The sequence below is a fragment of the Alistipes timonensis JC136 genome, from assembly GCF_900107675.1.
Lineage (GTDB): Bacteria > Bacteroidota > Bacteroidia > Bacteroidales > Rikenellaceae > Alistipes > Alistipes timonensis.
This window is the reverse complement of record NZ_FNRI01000002.1, coordinates 318,619-342,263: the sequence shown is the minus strand read 5'-3', so window position 1 is coordinate 342,263 and position 23,645 is coordinate 318,619. Positions and strand designations below refer to the sequence as shown.

The following is a 23,645-nucleotide window of genomic DNA, read 5'->3' as shown; positions in this document are numbered from 1 at the left end:
AGGACCGTATGGGATTCGGCTCCTGCCCTCTCCCTCTCTTCCCTGCCCCCCCCCGGGGGTTATCGGCGGCCTTCCTTGGCCTCGATGCATTCGGTGGCATGGGGCACCTTCATCAGCCGCTCCTTGGGAATGAGCTTGCCGGTGGTCTTGCAGATGCCGTAAGTCTTGTTCTCGATGCGCACGAGCGCCATTTCGAGGTTGCGGATGAACTTCATCTGATGAGCCGCCAGACGGCCGCTCTCCTCTTTCGAGAGGGTGGCGGCGCCCTCCTCCAGCACTTTGAACGTCGGCGATGTATCCTCGGTGTCGTTGTCGGCCGTATGGGTGATCGTGGCGCGCAGCAGCTCATAGTCCGCGCGGGCGTTCTCGAGCTTTTTCAGGATAAGCTGCTTGAACTCTTCGAGTTCCGCGTCGCTGTACCGTGTTCTTTCGTCTGCCATAGTCGTATCCTCCTTGTTTTGGTTTCATGTAAAATTAAGCAATAATTCCGATATTACCAAATTTTACAGGATATATCGGGACTATATCCGCGTTACCGCAATACGCAGGGGCTCTTCGTCGACATCGGTCTCCACGACCGCTTCGCCGGCGGGCTCTGCCGCGGCTTTCACCTCCACGGCGAGGGTCTGCGATGCGATGTAGTCGGCGAACCGGGCGATGCCGTCGGACACGCAGGCCTTGTCCTCGATCTCGACGCGAATCTTGTCCGTGACCTCGAATCCGGAGTCTTTGCGGATATTCTGGATGCGGTTTATCAATTCGCGTGCCACGCCTTCGGCTTTCAGCTCCTCGGTGACCGTAATATCGAGCGCCACGGTGAGTTTTCCCTCCGAGGCGACCAGCCATCCGGGCATATCCTCCGAAGTGATCTCGAAATCGGCCGGCGTCACGGTGATCTTCTCGCCGCCGAGGTCGAGCACCGTTTCGGACGCCGTTTCCACTTCAGCGATGCGCTCCTGCGAGAATTCGGCCACCAGGGCGGCGATCTGCTTCATGTACTTGCCATAGCGCGGCCCGAGGGTTTTGAAGTTGGGTTTGATACGCTTGGTAATCAGCCCCGTGGTCTTCTCGATCAGCTCGATGTCCTTGACATTGACTTCGCCCATGATGAGGTTCTTCACGGCCGAGATGTGCTCTGCCGTTGCCGGGTCGAGCACCGGAATCAGTATCTTGGTCAACGGCTGGCGCACCTTGATCGACACCTTGCGGCGCAGGGCCAGCACCATCGACGAGACTTTCTGGGCCAGCGACATCATCTCCTCCAGCCGGGTGTCGATCAGCCGCTCGTCGGCCTTCGGGAAGGTCGAGAGGTGTACCGATTCGTCGGCGTGGCGGCCGCTCACGGCGTTGAGATCCGTGAAGATGCGGTCGGAGATGAACGGTGCGAAGGGCGCCGCGAGCATCGAGACGGTCTCCAGACAGGTGTATAACGTCTGATAGGCCGCCAGTTTGTCCTCCGACATGCCGCCGCCCCAGAAACGCTTGCGGTTGAGGCGTACGTACCAGTTCGAGAGGTTCTCGCCCACGAACTCCTGGATGGCGCGGGCCGCCGGGGTCGGGTCGTAGTTTTCCAGCGATTCGGTCACCTCTTTCACCAGCGTATTCAAAAGCGAGATGATCCAGCGGTCGATCTCGGGGCGCTTCTCCATCGGCACCTCCGGCTCCTGACCCGTGAACGCATCCACGTTGGCGTAGAGGGCGAAGAACGAGTAGGTATTATAGAGGGTTCCGAAGAACTTGCGGCGCACTTCATCGACGCCGTCCTTGTCGAATTTGAGGTTGTCCCACGGCTGCGAGTTGGAGATCATGTACCAGCGTGTCGCGTCGGCTCCGTAGGTGTCCAGCACCTCGAACGGATCGACGGCGTTGCCCAGGCGTTTGGACATCTTGTTGCCGTTCTTGTCCAGCACCAGTCCGTTCGAAATGATGTTTTTGAACGCCACCGAGTCGAACAGCATCGAGGCGATGGCATGCAGCGTGAAGAACCAGCCGCGCGTCTGGTCGACGCCCTCGGCGATGAAGTCGGCGGGATAGACCTCGTTGAAGCCCTCCTTGTTCTCGAACGGGTAGTGTACCTGCGCATAGGGCATGGCGCCCGAGTCGAACCACACGTCGATCAGGTCCGGTTCGCGCTTCATCGGCTCGCCTTTCGACGAAACCAGGACGATCGAATCCACATAGGGGCGGTGCAGGTCGATATTCGCGGTCGAATAGTTCTCCTTCGACATGTCGCCGACCTTGAAATTCTTGTAGGGATTTTCCTTCATCACCCCGGCGGCAATGGATTTCTCGATCTCGCCGATCAGCTCTTCGACCGAGCCGATGCATTTCACCTCCGAGTAGTCTTCGGTGGCCCATACGGGCAGCGGGGTTCCCCAGAAGCGCGAGCGCGAGAGGTTCCAGTCCACCAGTCCTTCGAGCCATTTGCCGAAGCGGCCCGTTCCGGTCGATTCGGGTTTCCAGCGGATTGTCTTGTTCAGTTCGATCATCTTGTCGCGCAGCGCCGTGGTGCGGATGAACCACGAGTCGAGCGGGTAGTACAATACGGGTTTGTCCGTCCGCCAGCAGTGGGGGTAGGAGTGGGTGTGCTTCTCGATTTTGAACGCCTTGTTTTCGGCTTTCAGCATCACCGAGATGTCGATGTCGAGCGTCGGATCGGTGTCGCACAGCCGTTCGTCGTAGACGTTCTTCACATAGCGGCCCGCATATTCCCCGTATTTTTCGACGTCGATGTTCGTCTTCACGAATTCCGGGTCGAGGTCTTCGACGAGGAAGAACTTGCCCTGCTTGTCGACCATCGGCTGGTTCTTGCCGGCGCGGTCCACCATGAAGAGCGGTGCGATGCCTGCGGCTTTCGCCACGCGGTCGTCGTCTGCACCGAACGTCGGGGCGATGTGCACGATGCCCGTACCGTCGGAGGTGGTCACGTAGTCGCCGACGATCACGCGGAACGCGTCGCCCATCGGCTTCACCCACGGGATCAGCTGCTCGTAACGGATGCCCTCCAGCTCGGTGCCTTTCCACGTCTGCTCCGCAACCTCGTAGGTGCCCTCCATCTTCTTGGTGAAGTAGGAGCCCAGCAGCTCCTTGGCCAGGATGACCGTCTGCGGCTGGTCGGTATAGGGGTTGCGGCATTTGACCTTCACGTATTCGATTGCGGGACCCACGGCCAGTGCGGTGTTCGACGGCAGGGTCCACGGCGTAGTGGTCCAGGCGAGGAAATAGAGTTCGCCCTCGACTCCGTCGAAGAGCTTCTCGCTCTTTGCGTCGCGCACGACCCGGAACTGTGACGTGCAGGTCGTGTCCTTCACGTCGCGGTAGCAGCCCGGCTGGTTCAGCTCGTGGGTCGAGAGGCCCGTTCCGGCGGCCGGAGAGTAGGGCTGGATGGTGTAGCCCTTGTAGAGCAGGCCCTTGTCGAAGAGCTGCTTCAGCAACCACCACAGCGTCTCGATGTACTTGTTGTCGTAGGTGATGTACGGGTCGTCCATGTTGACCCAGTAGCCCATCTTGCGCGTGAGGTTCTCCCAGGCGCCCGTGAACTCCATCACCGCCTCGCGGCACGTGCGGTTATACTCCTCGATGGTGATTTTCTTGCCGATGTCTTCCTTCGTGATGCCGAGTTTCTTCTCGACGCCCAGCTCCACGGGCAGTCCGTGGGTGTCCCATCCCGCCTTGCGGTGCACGAGGTAACCCTGCTGCGTCTTGTAGCGGCAGATGATGTCCTTGATCGTGCGGGCCATGACGTGATGGATGCCCGGCATGCCGTTGGCCGAGGGGGGACCTTCGTAAAATACGAACGTGGGGTGTCCCTCGCGGGTGTCGATGCTTTTGTGGAATGTGTCGCGGGCGTCCCACTCGCCGAGCACGTCGGCGGCTACGCCGGCCAGGTCGAGACCTTTATACTCCTTGAACTTCATATCGGTAAGAAATTTCTTCGCTGTTTTTCTGACAAGCAACAAAGATATAAAAAAGATTTAATAAATCGGACTTTTTTAAGCCCGGATTCTATTTCCGGACGGGAACGTCGAGCCGGAAGCAGGAGCCCCGGCCGACGGCCGAGTCGACGCCGACGCGTCCGCCCAGTTGTTCGGCGATCGACTTGCAGATCGAGAGCCCGAGACCGGTCCCCTGTGTGAAGGTGTCGAGTTTGACGAAGCGTTCGAAGATGCGCCCGTGATCTTCGGGGGCGATGCCGATGCCCGTGTCGCGGACGTGGAAACGGATGTAGCCGGGAATTTCGCGGAATCCCACCGTGATAGATCCCTCCCGCGTGAATTTCAGGGCGTTGCGCAGGTAGTTGCCGATAATTCGGGTTACTCCCTGCCGGTAGGCCCGGATCGGGAGCGGCGGCAGGCCCTTCTCCATGCGGAGCTCCACGCCCGGGGGACATTGCGGGTGGAACACCTCGACCGTTTCACGGATGAACTCCCGGGCATCGAAAATCGTGCGGATGACCTCCGACCGTCCCGATTCGATGAGCGCCAGGTCGAGCACGTCGGAGATGATCTGCAGCAGCAGTTCGTTGTTGTGCCGGATGATGTCGCTGTACTCCCCGCGGGTCTGGTTGTCCGGCTCGTTGGCGAGCAGCTCCGAGAATCCGACGATGGCATTCAGCGGGGTGCGTATCTCGTGGCTCATGTTGGCCAGGAAGGCCGATTTGAGCCGGTTGGACTCTTCGGCGCGCTCCTTGGCCCGGCGGAGCTGTTCCTCGCTGCGCGTGGCTTCGGTGACGTCCTCGAGCAGGACGACCAGCTCGTCGTCGTCGCCCGGGGTATTGTAGATCAGGGTGCGGCAGATGCGCTCCGAGGCCGGGGCCTGCCAAAGGTGTTCCCGGGAGTCTCCGGAGGGAATATGCAGGAATCTTGGGAGACTCTCCTGAGGGTCCGCTCCCGTTTCGACGGCCGTTTTTCCGGTAAAGTCCTGCGTACGGATGCCCAGTATCCGGCCCGCCTGCTGATTGATGTACGAAAGCAGGTAATCGACGGCCTCGCCTGCCTTGTTGCGCAGGATGTTGATGCGGATATAGCCGATCGGCAGGTGCTCGATCAGTTGTGCGAGGTGGCTGTAATTGCGCTGCGCCGCCTTGTAGCTCTGATTGATGGCGGCGAGTTCCGCGCTCTCGGGGTTGCCGCTCGTGACGCGGCGCACGCTGCCGAAGGCCGTGCGGGTATTCGTCCGCGGATCGGTGCGCACCTCTACGGCTTTGACTTGCAGACACCTGTTGCCGTTTGCCGTGACGAATGTTTCGTCGAGCGTGTCGGTGACTTTGAGCGCTGCGCAGCGGGTGTAGATCCGTGCGCGGTGTTCTTCTCTGGGGAGCAGGCGAACTTCGTCGAAAGTGATGTGCGTACGATCCGTGCCGAAGAGTTCTGTTGCCAGCGGGGAGCAGGTCATTTCGCGCTTTTCGAAATCGAGACACCACCACCCGATGCCCGATGCGTCGAGAAATTGCTGTAATAATTCAATGGAAACGGGATGTTCTGTGTTCATGGAAAGGGACCGGTTTTCCGTTAGGCCGTTTTGTCTTAGTCGAAGGACTGCATTTCGATCAGTTTGGCATAGATGCCGTTGCGCTCCATCAGTTCGGCGTGCGTACCCCGTTCGGCGATGCGGCCGTGGTCCACGACGATGATCTGGTCGGCGTTGTGGATGGTCGACAGGCGGTGGGCGATGACCACCGACGTACGGCCTTTGAGCAGGTTGTTGAGGGCCTCCTGCACGAGTTTTTCGCTCTCGGTGTCGAGGGCCGAGGTGGCCTCGTCGAGGATCAGGATGTCGGGATTCTTCAACACCGCGCGGGCGATCGAAAGCCGCTGGCGCTGTCCGCCGGAGAGCTTCACGCCCCGGTCGCCGATGTTCGTTTCGTAACCCTCGGGGCTCTCGCGGATGAAGCAGTCGGCGTTGGCGACCTTCGCCGCCTCGACCACCTCTTCGTGCGTGGCGCCTCGCTTGCCCATGGCGATATTGCCCTCGATGGTGTCGTTGAACAACACGGTGTCCTGCGCCACGACGCTCATATGCTCGCGCACGCTCTCCTGCGTGTAGTCGCGCAGCGAAACGCCGTCGATGCGGATGTCGCCCGACGTGGGGTCGTAAAACCGGGGCAGCAGTTCGCTCAGGGTCGACTTGCCGCCTCCCGAGGGACCTACCAGCGCCACGGTCTGCCCGCGGAGTATCTCGAACGAAACGCCGTCGATCACCTCGCGCGAACCGTCGTAGGAGAAATGCACGTCGCGGAACTCGATCTTTTCTTTCAGCCCCGTCAGCTCTTTGGCGTCGGGACTGTCCTGTATTTCGGGTTTGGTGTCGATGATCGAGAAGATGCGTTCGCCGGCGGCGATGCCCTGGTTGATGTTGGCGAACTGGTCGATAAAGGTGCGCACGGGGCGCGTGATCTGCGAGAAGATGGCCACGAAAGCGATGAACCCGCCGGGGTCGAGCGTTCCCTTGGCGACGAGCGAACCGCCGAAGACGAGGATCACGCCCACGGCCGTGATGCCGAGAAATTCGCTCATCGGCGACGCCAACTGCTGACGGCGGGCCATCGAGAGAGTCAGCCGTGCGAGGTCGGCGCTGATGGCGTAGTATTTCTGTTTGATGTATTCGACGGCGTTGTAGCTTTTGATGACCTTAATGCCCGCGAGCGATTCGTCGAGCGTGGCGACCATCTCGCCCATGCGCTGTTGGTTGGTGCGGGCCGGGTGGCGGAGTTTTTTGACGATGCTGCCGATCAGCAGCGCCACCACCGGGAGAAACAGCACCGAGAAGACGGCCAGCTCCCAGGAGATAGCCACCATCATCACGATATAGCCGATGATCAGAAACGGTTCGCGGAACGACACCTGCAGGGTGTTGGTGATGCAGAACTGCACCACGCCCACGTCGGAGGTGATTTTCGAGATGATGTCGCCCTTGCGCTGGTCCGAAAAATAGCCTACGTTCATGTCCATCACGCGAGAGAACATCTCGTTGCGCATCCGCTGCAGGGTTCTCGTGCGCATGTTCTCCATGGTCCAGGCGCCCAGGTAACGGAACAGGTTGCTCAGCAGGCTGATGCAGATGGCCACCACGGCCAGCAGCATCAGGACGTTCTGCGTGGAGTATTCCTGGAAAATATGCGAATAGGTGAAGTTGAAGAGCGTGGCCAGATACTCCTTGTTCAGTTCCACGGGCGGCAGTTTCTCGACATACTCGAACGAATAGTTTGCGTCGAACATGGTGTTCAGGATCGGAATGATCAGCATGAACGTCAGGGAGTTGAACAGCGCGTAGAAAAGGGAGTAGAAGAAATAGGGAACCGCGTATTTTCTGATCGGCCGGGCGAAGCCCAACAGCCGCATATATGTCTTGAACATTCGGGGCGTATGGTTTGGTGGTTACGCAATAATCGGACAAAGATACGAATAAGCGAGGGCAAAAGCAAGTTTACTTGCATTTTGCCGAGCGGCAGTATCTTCGGCGCAGCCAAAGATACGAAAAAAAACTGACAGCGCCAAAACCGGATCGCGGGCGGTACGGTCAGGTTGCGCCGGCAAAAGGGTCGTAACGACTCCAAAGGTAGGAATAATAACCCGAAAAGCGAACCTTGCAGGAACTTTCGGCGAAAGATCGCGTCCGGCGGACCAAAAAAAAACGGAGCGGCAACGTTTCCGTTTACCGCTCCGCAGGGTCGTATCCCGTATCTTCGAGCCAGTGCGCCCTGTCGTTCGCCGCCGCGACGGCCAGCGCGTCGCAGCGGTTGTTCTCCACCGTGTCGGCATGGCCTTTGACCCAGACGAACCGGACGTTGTGGCGGTTGTACGCACGCAGGAAGCGCATCCACAGGTCGGGGTTCTTCTTGCCCGCGAATCCCTTGCGCACCCAGCCGAAGACCCAGCCTTTCGAAACGGCGTCGACGACGTATTTCGAATCGGAGTAGATCACGACGTCCGAACCCTCGAATTTGAGGGTCTCGAGCGCCACGCACACGGCCATGAGTTCCATGCGGTTGTTGGTCGTGAGGCGGAAGCCCTGCGACAGCTCCTTGCGGTGCTGCCCCGAAAGGAGTACTGCGCCGTAGCCGCCGGGGCCGGGGTTTCCGAGGGCCGAGCCGTCGGTGTATATGGTAATTTGTGCCAAATTCGAGGTGAAAGGTTTGAAGAAAAAAGCGAAAAGTGCAAGGTTAACGGGCGATGTCATTGCGAGGAGCGCAGCGACGCAGCAATCTGCGCCGGAGTGGCGACGTTGTGGCGTTCAGTCGGATTGCCACGCTCGCTTTTGTTCGCTCGCAATGACGGAAAACTGAGTTTCAATTTTCCGCTTTCGACTTTTTACTCATTTCAGTGCGGAAAGCTGTGCTTTCAGCGCCGCGATCTTGGCTTCAGTGTCGGCCTGCTTGGCGCGTTCGTTGGCTACGACTTTCTCGGGCGCCGAGGAGACGAAGCGTTCGTTCGAGAGCTTCTTCATCACCGAGGCGAGGAATCCCTCGTAGTAGGCCAGGTCGTCGGAGAGTTTTTTGCGCTCGGCTTCGGTGTCGATCTTGCCTGCCATCGGCACGAAATACTGGGTCGTTTTGACGATGAACGCCGCGGCCGCCGGGTCTTTCTCCGTCACGGCTTCGATCGCTGCGAGGTTGGCCATTTTGACCAGCACGGGGGCGAACTCCGCGGGGTAGTTCTCATCGACGATCACCCGGAGCGTCAGCTCCTCCTTCTGCGGCAGGTTCTTCTGGTTGCGGACGTTGCGCACCGAGGTGATGATCTCCTTGGCCAGTTCGAAGCGCGCCAGCATCGCGGCGTCTTCGGCCGCGGGTTCGGGCATCTGCGCCACGCAGATCGAGGCGCCCTCGGCGCGGGGCGCGAGGTCCTGCCAGATCTCCTCCGTGACGAACGGCATGAACGGGTGCAGCAGGCGCATCAGGGCGTCGAACCAGCCTCTCGTCGCCTCCAGCGTCGGGGCGTCGATAGGCTGTCCGTAGGCGGGCTTCACCATTTCGAGGTAGAGACCGCTGAAGTCGTCCCAGAACAGGCGGTAAGCCTCTTTGAAAGCCTCCGAAATGCGGTAACTCCTGAAATCCTCGTCGATCTGGCGGAGCGAGCGGCCCAACGCCTGCCCGAACCACGCGACGGCGAGGCGGTTGTTCTCGCTCTGCGACGCTGCGGCGTCCACCGTCCAGCCGTTTACGAGCCGGTAGGCGTTCCATATCTTGTTGCCGAAGTTGCGGCCCTGCTCGCACAGCGCCTCGTCGAACATCACGTCGTTGCCGGCCGACGACGAAATGAGCATGGCCATGCGCACGCCGTCGGCGCCGAACTTGTCGATCAGGTCCAGCGGGTCGGGCGAGTTGCCCAGCTGCTTGGACATCTTGCGACCGATCTTGTCGCGCACGATACCCGTGAAGTAGACGTTCGAGAAGGGCTTTTCCCCACGGTATTCATACCCGGCCATAATCATGCGGGCCACCCAGAAGAAGATGATGTCCGGACCGGTCACCAGATCGTCGGTGGGGTAGTAGTAGCTGATCTCCTTGTTGTCCGGGAAGCGGATGCCGTCGAACACCGAGATGGGCCACAGCCACGACGAGAACCACGTGTCCAGCACGTCCTCGTCCTGTCGCAGGTCCGTCAGTTGCAGCGATGCGTCGCCGCTCTTCGCGCGGGCTTTTTCCAGCGCCTCTTCGGCCGTCAGGGCCACCACGAAGCCGCCTTTGGGGAGGTAGTAAGCCGGAATGCGCTGGCCCCACCACAACTGGCGCGAGATGCACCAGTCTTTGATGTTCTCCATCCAGTGACGGTAGGTGTTCTTGTATTTCTCGGGCACGAAGCGGATCGCGTCCTCCATCACGGCTTTCGTCGCGGGCTCGGCCAACTCCTGCATCGAGAGGAACCACTGCATCGAGAGCTTGGGTTCGATGGCCACGCCCGTGCGCTCCGAATAGCCCACGTTGTTGGTGTAGTCCTCGGTCTTTTCCAGCAGGCCCGCCGCCGCGAGGTCCTTTTCGATCTGCCGCCGCACGTCGAAACGGTCCTGACCCACGTAGAGGCCCACCTTGTCGTTGATCGTGCCGTTGTCGTTGAAAATATCGATGGTTTCGAGTCCGTATTTTTCGCCCAGCATGTAGTCGTTCACGTCGTGCGCCGGGGTCACCTTCAGGGCGCCCGTTCCGAACTCGATGTCCACGTACTCGTCGCGGATCACCGGAATCGAACGGCCCACCAGCGGCACGGTCACACGGGCGTCCTTCGCCAGCCATTCATAGCGCGGGTCGTTGGGGTTGACGCACAGCGCCGTGTCGCCCAGAATGGTCTCGGGGCGCGTCGTGGCGACGATGATCGCCTTGTCCGTCCCCTCGACCGCATAGCGCAGGTAGTAGAGCTTGCCGTGCGACTCTTTGAAGACCACCTCCTCGTCCGAAAGGGCCGTCTGCGCCGCGGGGTCCCAGTTGACCATTCGCACGCCGCGGTAGATTTTCCCCTTTTCATAGAGGTCGCAGAAGACGCGCAGGACGCTCTCCGTGCGGGCTTCGTCCATCGTGAAGCACGTGCGGTCCCAGTCGCACGAGGCGCCCAGTTTGCGCAGCTGTTTGAGGATCACGCCGCCGTATTTCTCCTTCCATTCCCAGGCGTATTCGAGGAATTTCTCGCGCGAGAGCGACGCCTTTTCGATGCCTTTTTCGTGGAGCATCGCCACCACCTTGGCCTCCGTGGCGATCGACGCGTGGTCCATGCCCGGCACCCAACAGGCGTTTTTGCCCGACATGCGCGCACGGCGCACCAGTACGTCCTGCAGCGTGTTGTTGAGCATGTGCCCCATGTGGAGCATGCCCGTCACGTTGGGGGGCGGAATGACGATCGTGTAGGGTTCCCGCTGGTCGGGTTCCGAGTGGAAGATGCCCCGGTCGATCCAGTAGTCGTACCACTTGGACTCGATCTGCTGCGGTGCGTATTTGTCGGCGATTTGCATAGCGCGTAGATTTTACTTTGTTTTCAGGGGTGCAAAGTTATTAACATTCTGTCAAAGATAAAATAAAATTCCTGAAAAAACGTTACCTTTGCAACATTATATATTTGTATACTATGAGCAAAAAAGATAAGATAGAAACCTTCGAAGTAGACGACGTGAACCTGGTCCCCGAACTGCTCGACGGCAAACACCACGTGATTCCCATTGTCACCGGCGGTGACGAACCCGTGGAGGAAGTCGAGGTTCCCGAGATCATACCCATCCTTACGCTGCGCTCCTCGGTGCTTTTCCCGGGGGCGATAACCCCCATTACGGTAGGCCGCGACAAGAGCATCAACCTCGTCCGCGCGGTGAATGCCGAAGGCGGCATCCTGGGCGCCGTGCTGCAGCGCGAAAGCGACGTTGAGGACCCTGCGCCGGACGACATGTACAAGGTCGGCACCGCGGCGCGCATCATTAAGATTCTGGAGATGCCCAACGGCAACCTGACGGTGATCCTGAACGGTTTGGAGAAGATCGAGATCACGGAGTACATCACCACCGAGCCCTATTTCAAGGCTCGGGTGACAGCCCTGCGCGACTCGACCCCCGACCTGAAGAGCATCGAGTTCGAGGCCCTCGTGGACTCGATCCGCGACGTGGCGCTGAACATCATCAACGTCTCGCCGTCGATGCCCAAGGAGGCGGCCTTCGCCATCAAAAACATCGACTCGAAGCGCGGAATCATCAATTTCATCTGCTCCAACATGGAGCTTACGGACGAAGACCGTCAGTCGTTGCTGGAGGCCCCCGGCCTGCTGGCCCGCGCCCGCAAACTGCTCGAAATACTCATCCGCGAGCAGCAGTTGGCCGAGCTGAAAAACCAGATTCAGGAGCGTGTCAAACAGGAGATCGACAAGCAGCAGCGCGACTATTACCTGCAGCAGCAGATGCGCACCATTCAGGACGAGCTGGGCGACGGCGCCGACGCCGACATCGAAAAGATGCGCGAGGCGGCCAAAAAGAAGAACTGGCCCAAGGAGGTGGGCGAGACTTTCGAGAAGGAGTTGCAGAAGGTCGAGCGGCTGAATCCCGCCGTGGCCGAATACTCGGTGCAGATGACCTATCTCAACCTGCTGCTGGAGCTGCCGTGGAACGACGTGACGAAGGACAACCTCGACCTGAACTGCGCCCGCGAACAGCTCGACCGCGATCATTTCGGTCTCGACGAGGTGAAGGAGCGCATTCTGGAGCATCTGGCGGTCATCAAACTCAAAGGCGACCTCAAATCCCCGATCCTCTGCCTTTACGGCCCTCCGGGCGTGGGCAAGACCTCGCTGGGCAAGTCGGTCGCCGCAGCGCTCGACCGCAAGTTCGGCCGCATCTCGCTGGGCGGACTGCACGACGAGTCGGAGATTCGCGGACACCGCCGCACCTACATCGGCGCCATGCCGGGCCGGATCATCCAGACCATCAAACGGTGCGGATCGTCCAACCCCGTGATTATCCTCGACGAGGTGGACAAGGTGACGGTTTCAAACCACGGCGACCCGTCGAGCGCCCTTTTGGAGGTGCTCGATCCGGAGCAGAACACCACGTTCCACGACAACTATATCGACATGGAGTACGATCTGTCGAAAGTGCTGTTCATCGCCACGGCCAACAATATCGCCAACATCGCCCCGGCGTTGCGCGACCGTATGGAGATGATTAACATTCCCGGTTATCTCGTGGAGGAGAAGGTGCGCATCGCGCTGGACCACCTGCTGCCCAAGCAGCGCGAGGCCCACGGCATCAAAGAGCAGGAGATGACGATGTCGGCGGAGACCGTCGAGGGGATCGTTTCGGGCTATACGCGCGAGGCAGGTGTCCGCTCGCTGGACAAGAACCTGGCGAAGATCGCCCGCGCCCGCGCCAAGCAGATCGCTTTCGACGAAGCCTTTACACCCGAGATTACGGCCAAGGATGTCGAGAAGATTCTCGGCATGCCCAAGTTCCTCCGCGAGGAGTATGAAGTGGGCGGCATGACGGGCGTCGTGACGGGCCTCGCCTGGACCGAGGTCGGCGGCGACATTCTCTATATCGAGTCGGTGCTGACGCCCGGCAAGGGCAAGGTGAGCCTCACGGGCAATCTCGGCGAGGTGATGAAGGAGTCGGCCACGATCGCCCACGAGTGGGTGATGGCCCATCACAAGGAGTTAGGGATCGACCCCGCGATGTTCGAGCAGAACGACATCAATATCCACGTGCCGGAGGGTGCCATTCCGAAGGACGGTCCTTCGGCCGGTATCACGATGGTCACCTCGATCGTCTCGACCTACACGGGCCGCAAGGTGAAGGAGCGGATCGCCATGACGGGCGAGACGACCCTCCGCGGACGGGTGATGCCCGTGGGCGGCGTGAAGGAGAAGATTCTGGCCGCCAAGCGCGCCGGCATCACCGAGCTGATACTCTCGGAGGAGAACCGCAAAGACATCGCCGAGATTAAGGAGGACTACATCGCCGGGCTGACGTTCCACTACGTGAAGACCAACGACGAGGTGCTGAAACTGGCTTTGGAAAAGTAGTTTTTGAGATATGTCCGGTCGCGTGCGACAAGCCCCTCCCGAGGGAGGGGTTTGGGGTGGGGTCAGACTTGCAGACGCGGCGGAACGCCGCGAGGCAGGCTGGCCGGAGCACGCTGACAGACCGAATGCAGATAGTTTTATGTTATGAAATTCATCGCGATCATTCCGGCGCGTTATGCGTCCACCCGTTTCCCCGGGAAGCCGCTGGCCATGCTGGGCGGAAAACCCGTCATAGAGCGGGTTTACGAGCAGGTAGCCGGCGTGCTGGACGACGCCGTGGTGGCTACCGACGACGAGCGTATCTACGACGCCGTGCGGGCTTTCGGAGGGCGGGTCGAAATGACCTCCCCGGATCATCGGAGCGGTACCGACCGCTGCCGGGAGGCCTATGACCGGCTGGGCGCGGAGTACGACGTGGTCGTGAACGTGCAGGGCGACGAACCTTTTATCCAGGCCTCGCAGTTGGAGACTGTGAAGCGGTGTTTCGACGACCCCGCGACCGACATCGCCACGCTCGTGAAACCTTTTACGGAGGCCGACGGACTCGCCGCCCTCGAAAATCCCAACTCGCCCAAGGTGGTCCTCGACGCACAGTCGCGGGCCATCTATTTTTCCCGATCGGTGATTCCCTACCTGCGGGGCGTTCCGCGCGAGGAGTGGCTTGCACGCCATACCTTTTATAAGCATATCGGGCTCTACGCCTTCCGTGCCGACGTGCTGCGGGCTGTGACGGCGCTGCCGCAGTCGACGCTCGAAAAGGCCGAATCGCTGGAACAGTTGCGCTGGTTGGAGAACGGTTATAAAATCGGTGTGGGTATCTCGGAGGTCGAGACCATCGGTATCGACACCCCCGAGGACCTGGAGAAAGCGGAAGCTTTTTTAATTAAATAGTATGGCAATGAAATTTATCGCAGGTCCGTGTGTGATCGAATCGGCCGAACTGCTCGATGTCGTGGCTGAACGGCTGGTGTCCGTCAACCGGACGCTCGGCACGGACATCATCTTCAAAGCGTCGTTCGACAAGGCCAACCGCACGTCGATTGCGTCGTTCCGCGGCCCGGGGCTCGAAAAAGGTTTGCAAATGCTTGCCGACGTGCGGGCGAAATGGGGGCTGAAACTCCTCACGGACATCCATGAGGCGTGGCAGGCAGCGCCCGTAGGCGAGGTGGTCGACGTGATCCAGATTCCGGCGTTCCTTTGCCGCCAGACCGATCTGGTGGTCGCCGCGGCGAAGACCGGCAAGGTCGTGAACATCAAAAAAGCCCAGTTTTTGTCGGGTCCCGACATGCAATATCCCTACGAAAAGGCCCGCGAGGCCGGAGCCGCCGACATCTGGCTGACCGAGCGCGGCAATTCGTTCGGCTACAACAATCTGGTCGTCGATTTCCGCAACATTCCCGATATGCTGAAGATTACCCCCACGGTCGTCATGGACTGCACCCACTCGGTGCAGCGCCCCGGTGCGGCCGGCGGCAAGACGGGCGGCAACCGGGAGTTCGTGCCCGCCATGGCCCGTGCGGCCAGGGCGTTCGGGGCCAACGGTTTCTTCTTCGAGGTGCACCCCGATCCCGACAAGGGCCTGAGCGACGCCGCGAACATGCTGCCGCTCGATGAACTGGAGGCGTTAATTAAATCCCTGCTGTAAATGACCGATACGACAAAGGCGCAGATTCTCGCGGTGGCCCGCAAGGCGATCCATACGGAGATGCTGACGCTCAAACATTTGGAAGAGACCTTAGGCGACGAGTTCGCTGTGGCCGTGGAGATGATTCTCGAAAGCCGCGGCAAGTGTATCATTACGGGTATGGGCAAGTCGGGCCTCGTGGGGCGCAAGATCGCCGCGACGCTCGCCTCGACCGGCACTCCGAGCTTTTTTCTACACCCCGGAGAGGCTTTCCACGGCGACCTGGGCATGATTTCGAAGGAGGATATCGTGGTGGCGCTCTCCTATTCGGGCGAGACGGACGAGATACTGAAAATAGTCCCCTTTATCCATTCCAACGGCAACCGGATCATTTCGATGACCGGTAATCCCGAGTCGGCGCTGGCCAAGAATTCCGACGTGCATCTGGACGTAGGGGTCCGCGAAGAGGCTTGCATCCTGCACCTCGCACCCACCTCGTCGACCACGGCGCAAATTGCCATGGGCGATGCGCTGGCCGTGTCGCTGATGCAGATGCGGGGTTTCACGAGCGTCGATTTCGCGCGCCTGCATCCGGGCGGAAGCCTCGGGCGGCGTCTGCTGATGACCGTGGGCAATGTCATGCGCGACCACGACCTGCCGGTGGTGGCCCCCGACTGCCCGGCGGCGGAGATGATCCACGCCATTTCGAAGGGCGGGCTGGGGCTGATCGTGATCTGCGACGGCGAGAAGATCGAGGGCATCGTCACCGACGGCGACGTGCGCCGCGCGATGGAGCGCCTGCGCGGGGAGTTCTTCAACATCAAAGCCGCGGATATCGCCACGCGCAACCCCAAGACCATCTCACCGGATGAGAAACTGATCGAAGCCGAAAAGATGATGACCCGCAACAAGGTCACTTCGCTGCTGGTGACGGATGCCGCCGGAAAACTCTCGGGCGTGATTCAGATTTACGACATCAAACTGTAAAAAAGAGGAGTTTTTTTGCGAATCTCCTTTGAAAAAGCGGGTTAGGTATAGACCGTGCGTTAGAAAGGTTGGATCACTACCGACTTGTCGGGCTGCTATTTCATACGCATCATTTCCGCCGCTGCAAGCAGGAAAGCCCCGACACCGTAAGGAGCGGTCATTTCCGCCGTCACATGAGCCGGATCATGGCCGATAGGCTGCACGTAACCCAGTTTTCCGTCTTTCTGAACATGACTCTTCAGCGCCTTCCATCCCTTCACCGCCGCTTTGCGGTAAGCCGGATCGGTCAGGATGCCATTATTCACACCCCACGCAAATCCGTAGACGAAGAACCCCGAAGCGCTATTCTCGGGCTGGGGCCAGCTCTGCGGATCATACATACCCGCATGCCACGAACCTTTCGCATCCTGACAGCGCAGGATCGCGGGCGACATGCGACGGAACAAATCGAGGTAATAGGCATAACTGGGGTGGCTCTCCGGCACATACTGCAATAGAAGTGCAAGTCCGGCATAAACCCAGCCGTTGCCGCGCCCCCAGAATACCTTCTCGCCGTTTTTCTCACGGTCGTTCACCAACCGCAGGTCCCGGTGGAAAAGTCCGTCTTCGAAACTGAAAAGCGCATCGGTGGTCACTTTGAACTCCGAAAAACAGAAATCGAGGTAGTCCGCACGGCCGTCGCACTGCGCCAACTGCGCATAGACAGGCGGCGCCATGAACAATGCATCGCACCAGCCCCAGCGGTCGCGGTAGTACTTACCTTTGGGGGTGATCAGCGGATTCGTATCGGGATGCGACATGACGTAGCGGACCCGTTCACGGACCTTTGCGGCCATAGCCGGGTCCCCGTATCTGCCGGCCAGCAACATGTAAGTCTGCCCGATGCAGAGGTCGTCGGCGTCGTAAACCCGCTCGAGCATGTCCCAGTCACAGGCTTCGCCGATCCCGCGCAGGAACGTCCAGACGGACTCGTCACCGCTCTCGGCAGCCCATTCGGCCATACCGCGGTAGAGGGCGCCGTTGGCCCAGTGGCCTTTGGGAAGCAACGAATCGGTGAAATTCCGGATTTGCCAACGTGCGGCCCGGTCGATCAGTTCGCGGTCGCGTGCCGCGGGACTTTTGGCTGCGAGCGGTCCGCAAAGCCCGGCCGCCAACAGCAAGAGAAGAAAAATACGTTTCATATCGAGGTTTTACAGTTCTGTATTATCGGGTATTCCATTTTTCCAGGGCCGGAATCGGATCACCGGCTTTTCCGGCCGCATCGGCCGGGATCAGCCGCACGGTATAGGCCGTCCGGGCACCGGGAGCGAGCGTAGCCGTGAAACCTACCATCACCGTTCCGGGATTGGGCTCGTCGTATTCGTGGCGGGGCTCTGTCGACCAGGTGCCGAGCTGCACGCCGTCGCCCTCGACCCGCATCGACAACCGTTCGTCCCCAAGCGTCAGCTCCGCCGTCCGGTCATCGACGATCCGCACTTCGGCGGGAGTCAGCATGGCCCAGCGCAGGGGCATTTCGCGGTCCCCGTTCGTGACCTCATCGCGGACGACGACATAGCTGTCCCCGACAATGGCCACGCCGCGGCGGTGGGCTGCGACAGCCGCCGCATCGGCCTTCGAAAGGTCCGTGACGGCGTAGACGAAACCCTCACGGTCGCCGGAAGCAACGATCTTCGCCCGGGCGTCGACGCGTTGAAGCGAATCGGCGAACGTCATCATGTTATGCACCCGGCTGCTCAGCCGCAGGGCTTTCCAGCGCGAAGAGTACTGCGAGCGGTCGCCCAATTCGATGCCGTATTTTTCCAGCGAATAGTAATCCTGGATACCGAGATCTTTGGCCCATTGTTTCGTTCCGCGGTACATTACGAAACTGCCGATGTCCATGTGCGAATGGTTGTGTCCGCAACTGCCGCCTTTCAGTCCGGCGAAAATCTCATCGTCACCGCCGAAATGGTTGCGCATGATTGCCACGGGCGTCGTGCCCTGTCCGACGTAAAGACGCTGTTGCGGAGCCGTCATCCCCTCGAAAGGTTTCTCCGCGGCCCAGAGCATCACCGAAGGGAGATAACGCACCCGGTACATGCGTGATTTGGCCCCGGACCGTATCATATCATCGATCTTCTGCTTTTCGGCCCACAGCAGCGAAGGGTTTCCGGTGCGGGAGGCGAACCAGAACATCGGATAGGAATTCTTCATGCTCTGCGGGTCCTGTGCGGTACAGTCGGCATAAGCCCAGCAGCCGAGGCCCTGTGTCGACATTTGGAGGATATACTCCGGTGTACGGAGGAATCCCGGGACGTCGGCCAGTCCGAACGAAGTGCCGTAAACGCCCTCCAAAGCATCGATCAGCATCACGGCGTAGGCCGTGCCGTAATTCCAATAGGTATAGCCCTCGGGATAGTTGCCGTCGGGTGCATACTCCGGAATACCGATTTCGCGCACCAGCCGGATCGAGCGGGCGATGATCCGACGCGCCAATTCAGGGTCCAGCTCGTAGGCTGCGATCGCTGCGAAAGCCATCGAAGCGTTGCAGACCGGATTCCAGTTATTCTTCTTTTTCAGCCACTTGCAATTCTCGGGCGCCGAAGTGGTCTCAGGCACTCCTTCGGCGATGCCCAGCCGGAACATCGCTTCGGCGACCGTCCGCCGCGTCGACTCCGCAAGGCTGTCATACAGCCAGTCGTACCCGATGGCCAGGGCCATCGTCATTTCCGACACGTCGAGAAAGTGCGAGGAGTTCCAATCGGGAAAGGCGCAGACATTGAGCATCTCCCGCTCGGCACGACAGGCGTAGCGGTCATCTCCGGTCATGCGCCACGCATAGCTCAGGAAATAGATGCGCGTGAGCGCCTCGCGCGACACGGCGAGCATGCGCGAACCTTCGAACGTGCGTTCGAGCAGCGGGGCTTTCAGGTATTTGCCGCTCTGGTGAAGGATCGCTTCGTGAATGCTGCGCAGGAAATCGTCCGAAGCGATTTTGGCTTCGATCCGCCGTTCGCCCCCGCGTGGCAGCAGCAGCCGCGGATGCGGCCCCGAGACGGCAAGGCCGGAGGGATTTTGCGCCGCACCGTCCAGCGGACGGAATAAAGCTATGAGAAACAGAAGCAGGCCGGCGATGCGGAATCGTGTCATAATCATAAATTTTGAGACAGCACAAAAATAACCATTCCCGTCCGAACCGAGGGGCTGTAAATCGTGAAATCTGATGCCGAAATCCCGCGCACCGGGCCGGCAGAGGTTTGCATATCGTGTGCCGGAGTGCTGCAAATCGTGCAGCGCCGTCAGTCGGAGACACCCCCGTTGGCCTGCTGATAGGCTGAAGGCGTCATGCCGAACTCCTTCTTGAAGCAAGTGCTGAAATAGCGAATATCCGAGAACCCGACCTTCACGGCGACCTCCGAGATCGTATAGGCTTTGGTCGTGAGCAGCTGCGCGGCGCGTTTGAGACGGATACTGCGGCAGAACTCGCTCGGGGACTGATTCGTGAGACCTTTGATACGCCGATAGAGCATCGAAGTGCTCAGGTGCATCTTCCCGGCGAAGATGTCCACCGAGAACTCCTCGTCGGCTATATTCTCTTCGATGACCTGCATGGCCCGGGCCAGGAACTTGTCGTCGGCCGAAACGAGCTGTATCTCTTTGGGACTGGCGATGAACTCCTGTTTGATCCGTTCGCGGATGATTTCCCGCGACTGGATCAGACTGCGGATGCGCACCAGCAGGTAATCTACCTCGAAAGGTTTGGTGACATAGGCGTCGGCTCCGTATTCGTATCCCTCCTTTTTGATCTCGTCCTGCGAATACGAGGTCAGGAAAAGGAACGGGATGCAGTTGGTCGCGGCGGCGGATTTCATCTTTCGGCACAGTTCCAGGCCCTCTTTGCCCTCGGAAAAGACGACGCCGGAAATGACCAGTTTGGGTTTGTTGCGCACGACCTGTTCGTAGACGCTTTCGGGCGAAGCGAACGTCTCGACCCGCATGGCGGGACGAAGCATCTTTTCGAGAAACCGGCGCAGTTGTTTGTCCTTGGCGACGACATAGATCAGCGGAGCCCCCGGTTTGCAGTAGTCGCCCGGACCCGTGCCCGTGTCGATCGTCCGGATGTATTCGTCGAGCGTGGCCGAGTGCGACGAGTCGTCGTGCGGAATCTCATTACCGTCCCGGTGCAGACGCCGGTTGTCGGCCGGAAGGCAGAAACGGAAAACCGAGCCTCTGCCCGGCTCGCTTTCGACCTCGATGCGCCCCCGGTGAAGTTCGACCAGTTCCTTGGCCAGAGCCAGGCCGATACCCGAACCGCTTTCGGCGCTGCCGTCCGACCAGAACCGCTCGAAAATACGGCCGAGATTCTCCGGACGGATACCCGTACCGTTATCGCTCACCTCGACCCAGGTATTTCCGTCCCCGTCCGCCCGGCAGGTCAGCACGACCCGTCCGCCCGGTTCGGTGAACTTGTAGGCGTTGGAGAGCAGGCTGAAAAAGACGTTCTCGATCTTGTCGCGGTCGAAGGCCAGCGGTGCGGCGGCAACCTCTGACACGAAATCGAATGCGATCCCTTTTCCCTCGAACAGATGACGGAAAGCCCCGGCGATATTCTCGGCATATGGGATAAAATCGGTCTGTGTCAGTTTCAACGCGGCGCTTCCCTGGTCTATCTCGCAGAAATCGACCAGTTGGTCGATCAGCAGCGACAGCCGGTTGCTGCTGCGGCGCACGGTTTCAAGCATATACTTGGCCCGGTCTCCCGGCGTCCGGTCGAAATCGTCGATAAGCTTCTGCAACGGGGCCTGCAACAACGAGAGCGGAGTTCTGATGCTGTAAGAGATGTCGGTATAGAATTTCAGCCGCAGACGGTCCACGACCTTCTGCGTGCGCAGTTTCTCCTGCACGCGCCAGGCCCTTACACCCATCCAGACGATGAGTCCCAGCAGCAGTGCATAGGCCAGCTGGGTATACCAGGCCCACATCACCGGCGGGCGGATGCGGATCTCGAGCGCATGCGCCTCTTCCTGCCAGACGCCGGCGGTATTGGTGCTGCGCATGCGGAGTCGGTAAGTTCCCGTAGGCAGATTGCCGTAGGATACGTAACGGGGTTCGGACCCGGCATAGATCCATTCGGAGTCGATGCCTTCGAGCATGTAGCCGTATTGGAGATTGTCCTGCGCGACGAACGAGAGCGCCGAAAAAGAGAAAGATATCTGATTGTCCTGATGGCGCAGCGTAATCCGGTCGGTGTAGTTGATGTCCTGCGGCAGTTCGGGCGAGCCCACGACGAGCGAGCGGTTGTGGACCTTGAAATCGGTGATGAACGTGTGGTAGCGCGTGGTGTCGGCGGCAACCCGGTTCGGATGGAAATAGGTCAGGCCGTTGATGCCGCTCATGAAGATATAGCCGTCGCTGTCCTTGGCGCAGCCGAAAACGAACCCGGGGCGGCTGAAACGGCCGTTGTCGAGCGCAATGAACTGCCCTGTGCCGTCCGACGGACCGTATTTGCAGACGCCGGCCGTCGTGGCGATCCACAAATTACCGCGGTCATCGTTGATGATACCGCTGATATAGGGCGAATTATCCGTCAGCGGCAGATCGACGAACGCGAATCGGTCCCCGTTGTAATCGTAGCGGAACAAACCGCAGGCCGTACCGCACCAGATATTGTTATACGGATCGACGAACAGGCAGGATACCCACGTCACGGGATTTCCGGCTCTGTCGGCGAGCGCATAACCGCGCGGAGCCTCCGCTTCCCGGTCTGCCGGCAGGCGGAACAGTCCGTCGTGTTTCGAACCGACCCAGACATATCCGTTCCGGTCCCCCTCGACGGCCGTACAATTATCCAGAACGCCCTTTCCGGAGGGCACCTCCACCCGGTAGGTCGTGTCCCTGAGCGCTTCGTGGAGATAGAGGCCGCCGTTTTCAAACCCGATCCACATGTTGTCTTCCGAATCTCGGTAGAGCGCCCTCACGAAATTGCTCTTCCCGACGACCCGTTCGATCGAGGGATTCCGGCCGAACCGGTCGTTCCGGGGGTCGAAGAAGCGGATGCCGGTCTTCGTCCCGAGCCACATCATCCCGTCGGCATCGAGTTCGATCCGCTCGATCTTGTTGGACGAAACATGGTCGCGGTCGCCCGACGGAGCGAAGAAGCGCTCGATGCGGTAGGTGCCGGCTGCCGACCCGTCGAAAGTCATGCGGTTGAGCCCGTAGGCCGTGGCGAGCCATACCGTGTTGCGTTCCTCGATCCAGATGTCCGACACGGTGTTATGACTGGGCGTATTGGATGATTCGACGTCGTTTTTCAGGTTGACGAACGGACCCTGGCTCTTTTCTTCGAAGCGGAACAGCCCGTCGCGGGTTCCGAGCCAGAGATTGCCCCGCCCGTCGTCGTAAAAGGTATTCGTCGTGCTGCTCATATCGTCGAAATGCGGACTGGTGAGCAGCCGTTCCGACGCTGTCTCACGCCCCTCGTCGTCGCGGCGGATGATCGTATTCCCCTGCCCGCGTATGCCCAGCAGCAGATCATTGCCCCTTGCGGCAAGGGTCGAAACCTCGATGTGGCGCACACGGAAGGGATCGGCGTTCCCGAGCTCCCCGACACGCGCCGAGAGCAACCGCTGCCGGTCGTAAAGAAAGACATTGTCGAATCGGTCGACGGCCATGCGATAATTCGAGCCGAGCACCGCCAGCGTGTCGGTCCCCGCCAACAGCTCCCCGGGTGCAGGGGTTCCGCTCTTCCGGAGTGTTTCGGGTCTCAGCCTCAGGCGGACCAGTACGCCGTTGACCGCTGCCAAAAGATGGCCCTCGCGGTCGCGCACAACGGAACACAACCCCGCATTCGGTCCTGTCTGAGGGTCGGGAGCATAGGCGTAGAGCGGTTCGGAACGGTCGGTGGCAGGCGTATAGAGGTAAATACCGCGGTTGGTACTCAGCATCAGCCACTCTCCGGCGGTACGCAGGACGGTATAAACCCGGATGCCGGCCATCGTCGCGGACTGCGCGAGCCTGTGGCGGCGGACATCCAGCAGGTAAAGCCCCCTGTCGGTACAGAGCAGCAGGCTGTCTCCCGTGAGAAATTCCATGGACTGAACGATGTTTCCGCCTTCGAAAAGCTCCGTACCGGGCATCCCGTCCAGCGGATGATACGAGAGACCGTCGAAACGGGCCAGCTCGCCGCGGGATGCGACCCAGAGGAATCCGAGCGGATCACGCGCCAGCGCCGTGATGTTGTTGTTCGTAAGCGGCTGGCCGTAACGGGGACGGCGGTAATCCGTAACGCTTGCAGCGAAGAGCACCTCCGTACAGGAGAGCGCGAAAAATATGACCGGGAGAATTCGTTTCATAGGCGGACCGCCGTCGTTTACTGCAAATTTATCTTTATTTTTCGGATTATCGCACGATCCGCGTCTAAAAATCGCATCGGGGCGTCAGACCTCCGAAGCGACCTTTTATCCGCTATAAAACAATGTTTTAAGGGTGACGTATGCACGATTTTTAAACAATAATAATCGTTTTTCAAACATCCGGACCGCTGGAATTTCACGCTTGCGCCCCCTTTT

At 59.9% G+C, this 23,645-nt stretch carries 13 protein-coding genes; 4 read left to right on the top strand and 9 right to left on the bottom strand.

Translation table 11 applies throughout. The features are described 5' to 3' along the window. Positions 1-59 precede the first annotated feature (59 nt). The 6 genes from BLU78_RS03750 to BLU78_RS03725 all read right to left on the bottom strand — a co-directional run bounded on the left by BLU78_RS03750 (position 60) and on the right by BLU78_RS03725 (position 10,941). On the bottom strand, positions 60-440 hold the full coding sequence (locus BLU78_RS03750; protein ID WP_009598700.1) for a TraR/DksA family transcriptional regulator: 381 nt from the start codon (positions 438-440) through the stop codon (positions 60-62). An 81-nt stretch (positions 441-521) separates the two neighbouring features. Continuing rightward, positions 522-3,917, bottom strand: coding sequence for an isoleucine--tRNA ligase (gene ileS / locus BLU78_RS03745; RefSeq protein ID WP_010263222.1), 3,396 nt, complete (start codon positions 3,915-3,917; stop codon positions 522-524). An 88-nt stretch (positions 3,918-4,005) separates the two neighbouring features. After that, positions 4,006-5,490, bottom strand: coding sequence for a PAS domain-containing sensor histidine kinase (locus BLU78_RS03740; protein WP_010263225.1), 1,485 nt, complete (start codon positions 5,488-5,490; stop codon positions 4,006-4,008). 35 nt (positions 5,491-5,525) lie between these two features. Then, a complete protein-coding gene (locus BLU78_RS03735; protein ID WP_010263229.1) occupies positions 5,526-7,355 on the bottom strand; it encodes an ABC transporter ATP-binding protein in 1,830 nt (609 codons plus the stop codon). Positions 7,356-7,653: 298 nt separating this feature from the next. After that, positions 7,654-8,118 (bottom strand): ribonuclease HI, encoded by a 465-nt coding sequence (gene rnhA, locus BLU78_RS03730; RefSeq protein ID WP_026020756.1) that lies wholly within the window; start codon positions 8,116-8,118, stop codon positions 7,654-7,656. Positions 8,119-8,313: 195 nt separating this feature from the next. Beyond that, complete coding sequence (locus BLU78_RS03725; protein ID WP_010263239.1) at positions 8,314-10,941, bottom strand: valine--tRNA ligase; 2,628 nt, start codon at positions 10,939-10,941, stop codon at positions 8,314-8,316. Positions 10,942-11,054: 113 nt separating this feature from the next. Between BLU78_RS03725 and lon the strand changes: the two genes are divergently transcribed. From lon to BLU78_RS03705, 4 genes are all read left to right on the top strand, one after another. Then, the gene (gene lon, locus BLU78_RS03720) at positions 11,055-13,487 is read left to right on the top strand and encodes an endopeptidase La (protein WP_010263243.1); all 2,433 of its coding nucleotides are present in this window, start codon (positions 11,055-11,057) and stop codon (positions 13,485-13,487) included. Positions 13,488-13,631: 144 nt separating this feature from the next. Then, the gene (gene kdsB, locus BLU78_RS03715) at positions 13,632-14,378 is read left to right on the top strand and encodes a 3-deoxy-manno-octulosonate cytidylyltransferase (protein WP_010263247.1); all 747 of its coding nucleotides are present in this window, start codon (positions 13,632-13,634) and stop codon (positions 14,376-14,378) included. A 1-nt stretch (position 14,379) separates the two neighbouring features. Next, positions 14,380-15,132, top strand: a complete 753-nt coding sequence (kdsA, locus tag BLU78_RS03710) for a 3-deoxy-8-phosphooctulonate synthase (protein ID WP_026020757.1) — start codon at positions 14,380-14,382, stop codon at positions 15,130-15,132. Beyond that, positions 15,133-16,098 carry a KpsF/GutQ family sugar-phosphate isomerase gene (locus BLU78_RS03705; RefSeq protein WP_020693003.1) on the top strand — a complete coding sequence of 322 codons (966 nt, stop codon included), beginning with the start codon at positions 15,133-15,135 and terminating at the stop codon, positions 16,096-16,098. Between the two features lie 95 nt (positions 16,099-16,193). Here BLU78_RS03705 and BLU78_RS03700 read toward each other — a convergent pair whose 3' ends face one another. The 3 genes from BLU78_RS03700 to BLU78_RS03690 all read right to left on the bottom strand — a co-directional run bounded on the left by BLU78_RS03700 (position 16,194) and on the right by BLU78_RS03690 (position 23,429). Next, a complete protein-coding gene (locus BLU78_RS03700) occupies positions 16,194-17,279 on the bottom strand; it encodes a glycoside hydrolase family 88/105 protein (protein WP_010263255.1) in 1,086 nt (361 codons plus the stop codon). 22 nt (positions 17,280-17,301) lie between these two features. Next, the gene (locus BLU78_RS03695; protein WP_074711994.1) at positions 17,302-19,227 is read right to left on the bottom strand and encodes a heparinase II/III domain-containing protein; all 1,926 of its coding nucleotides are present in this window, start codon (positions 19,225-19,227) and stop codon (positions 17,302-17,304) included. A 149-nt stretch (positions 19,228-19,376) separates the two neighbouring features. Next, on the bottom strand, positions 19,377-23,429 hold the full coding sequence (locus BLU78_RS03690; protein WP_010263257.1) for a hybrid sensor histidine kinase/response regulator transcription factor: 4,053 nt from the start codon (positions 23,427-23,429) through the stop codon (positions 19,377-19,379). Positions 23,430-23,645 lie beyond the last annotated feature (216 nt).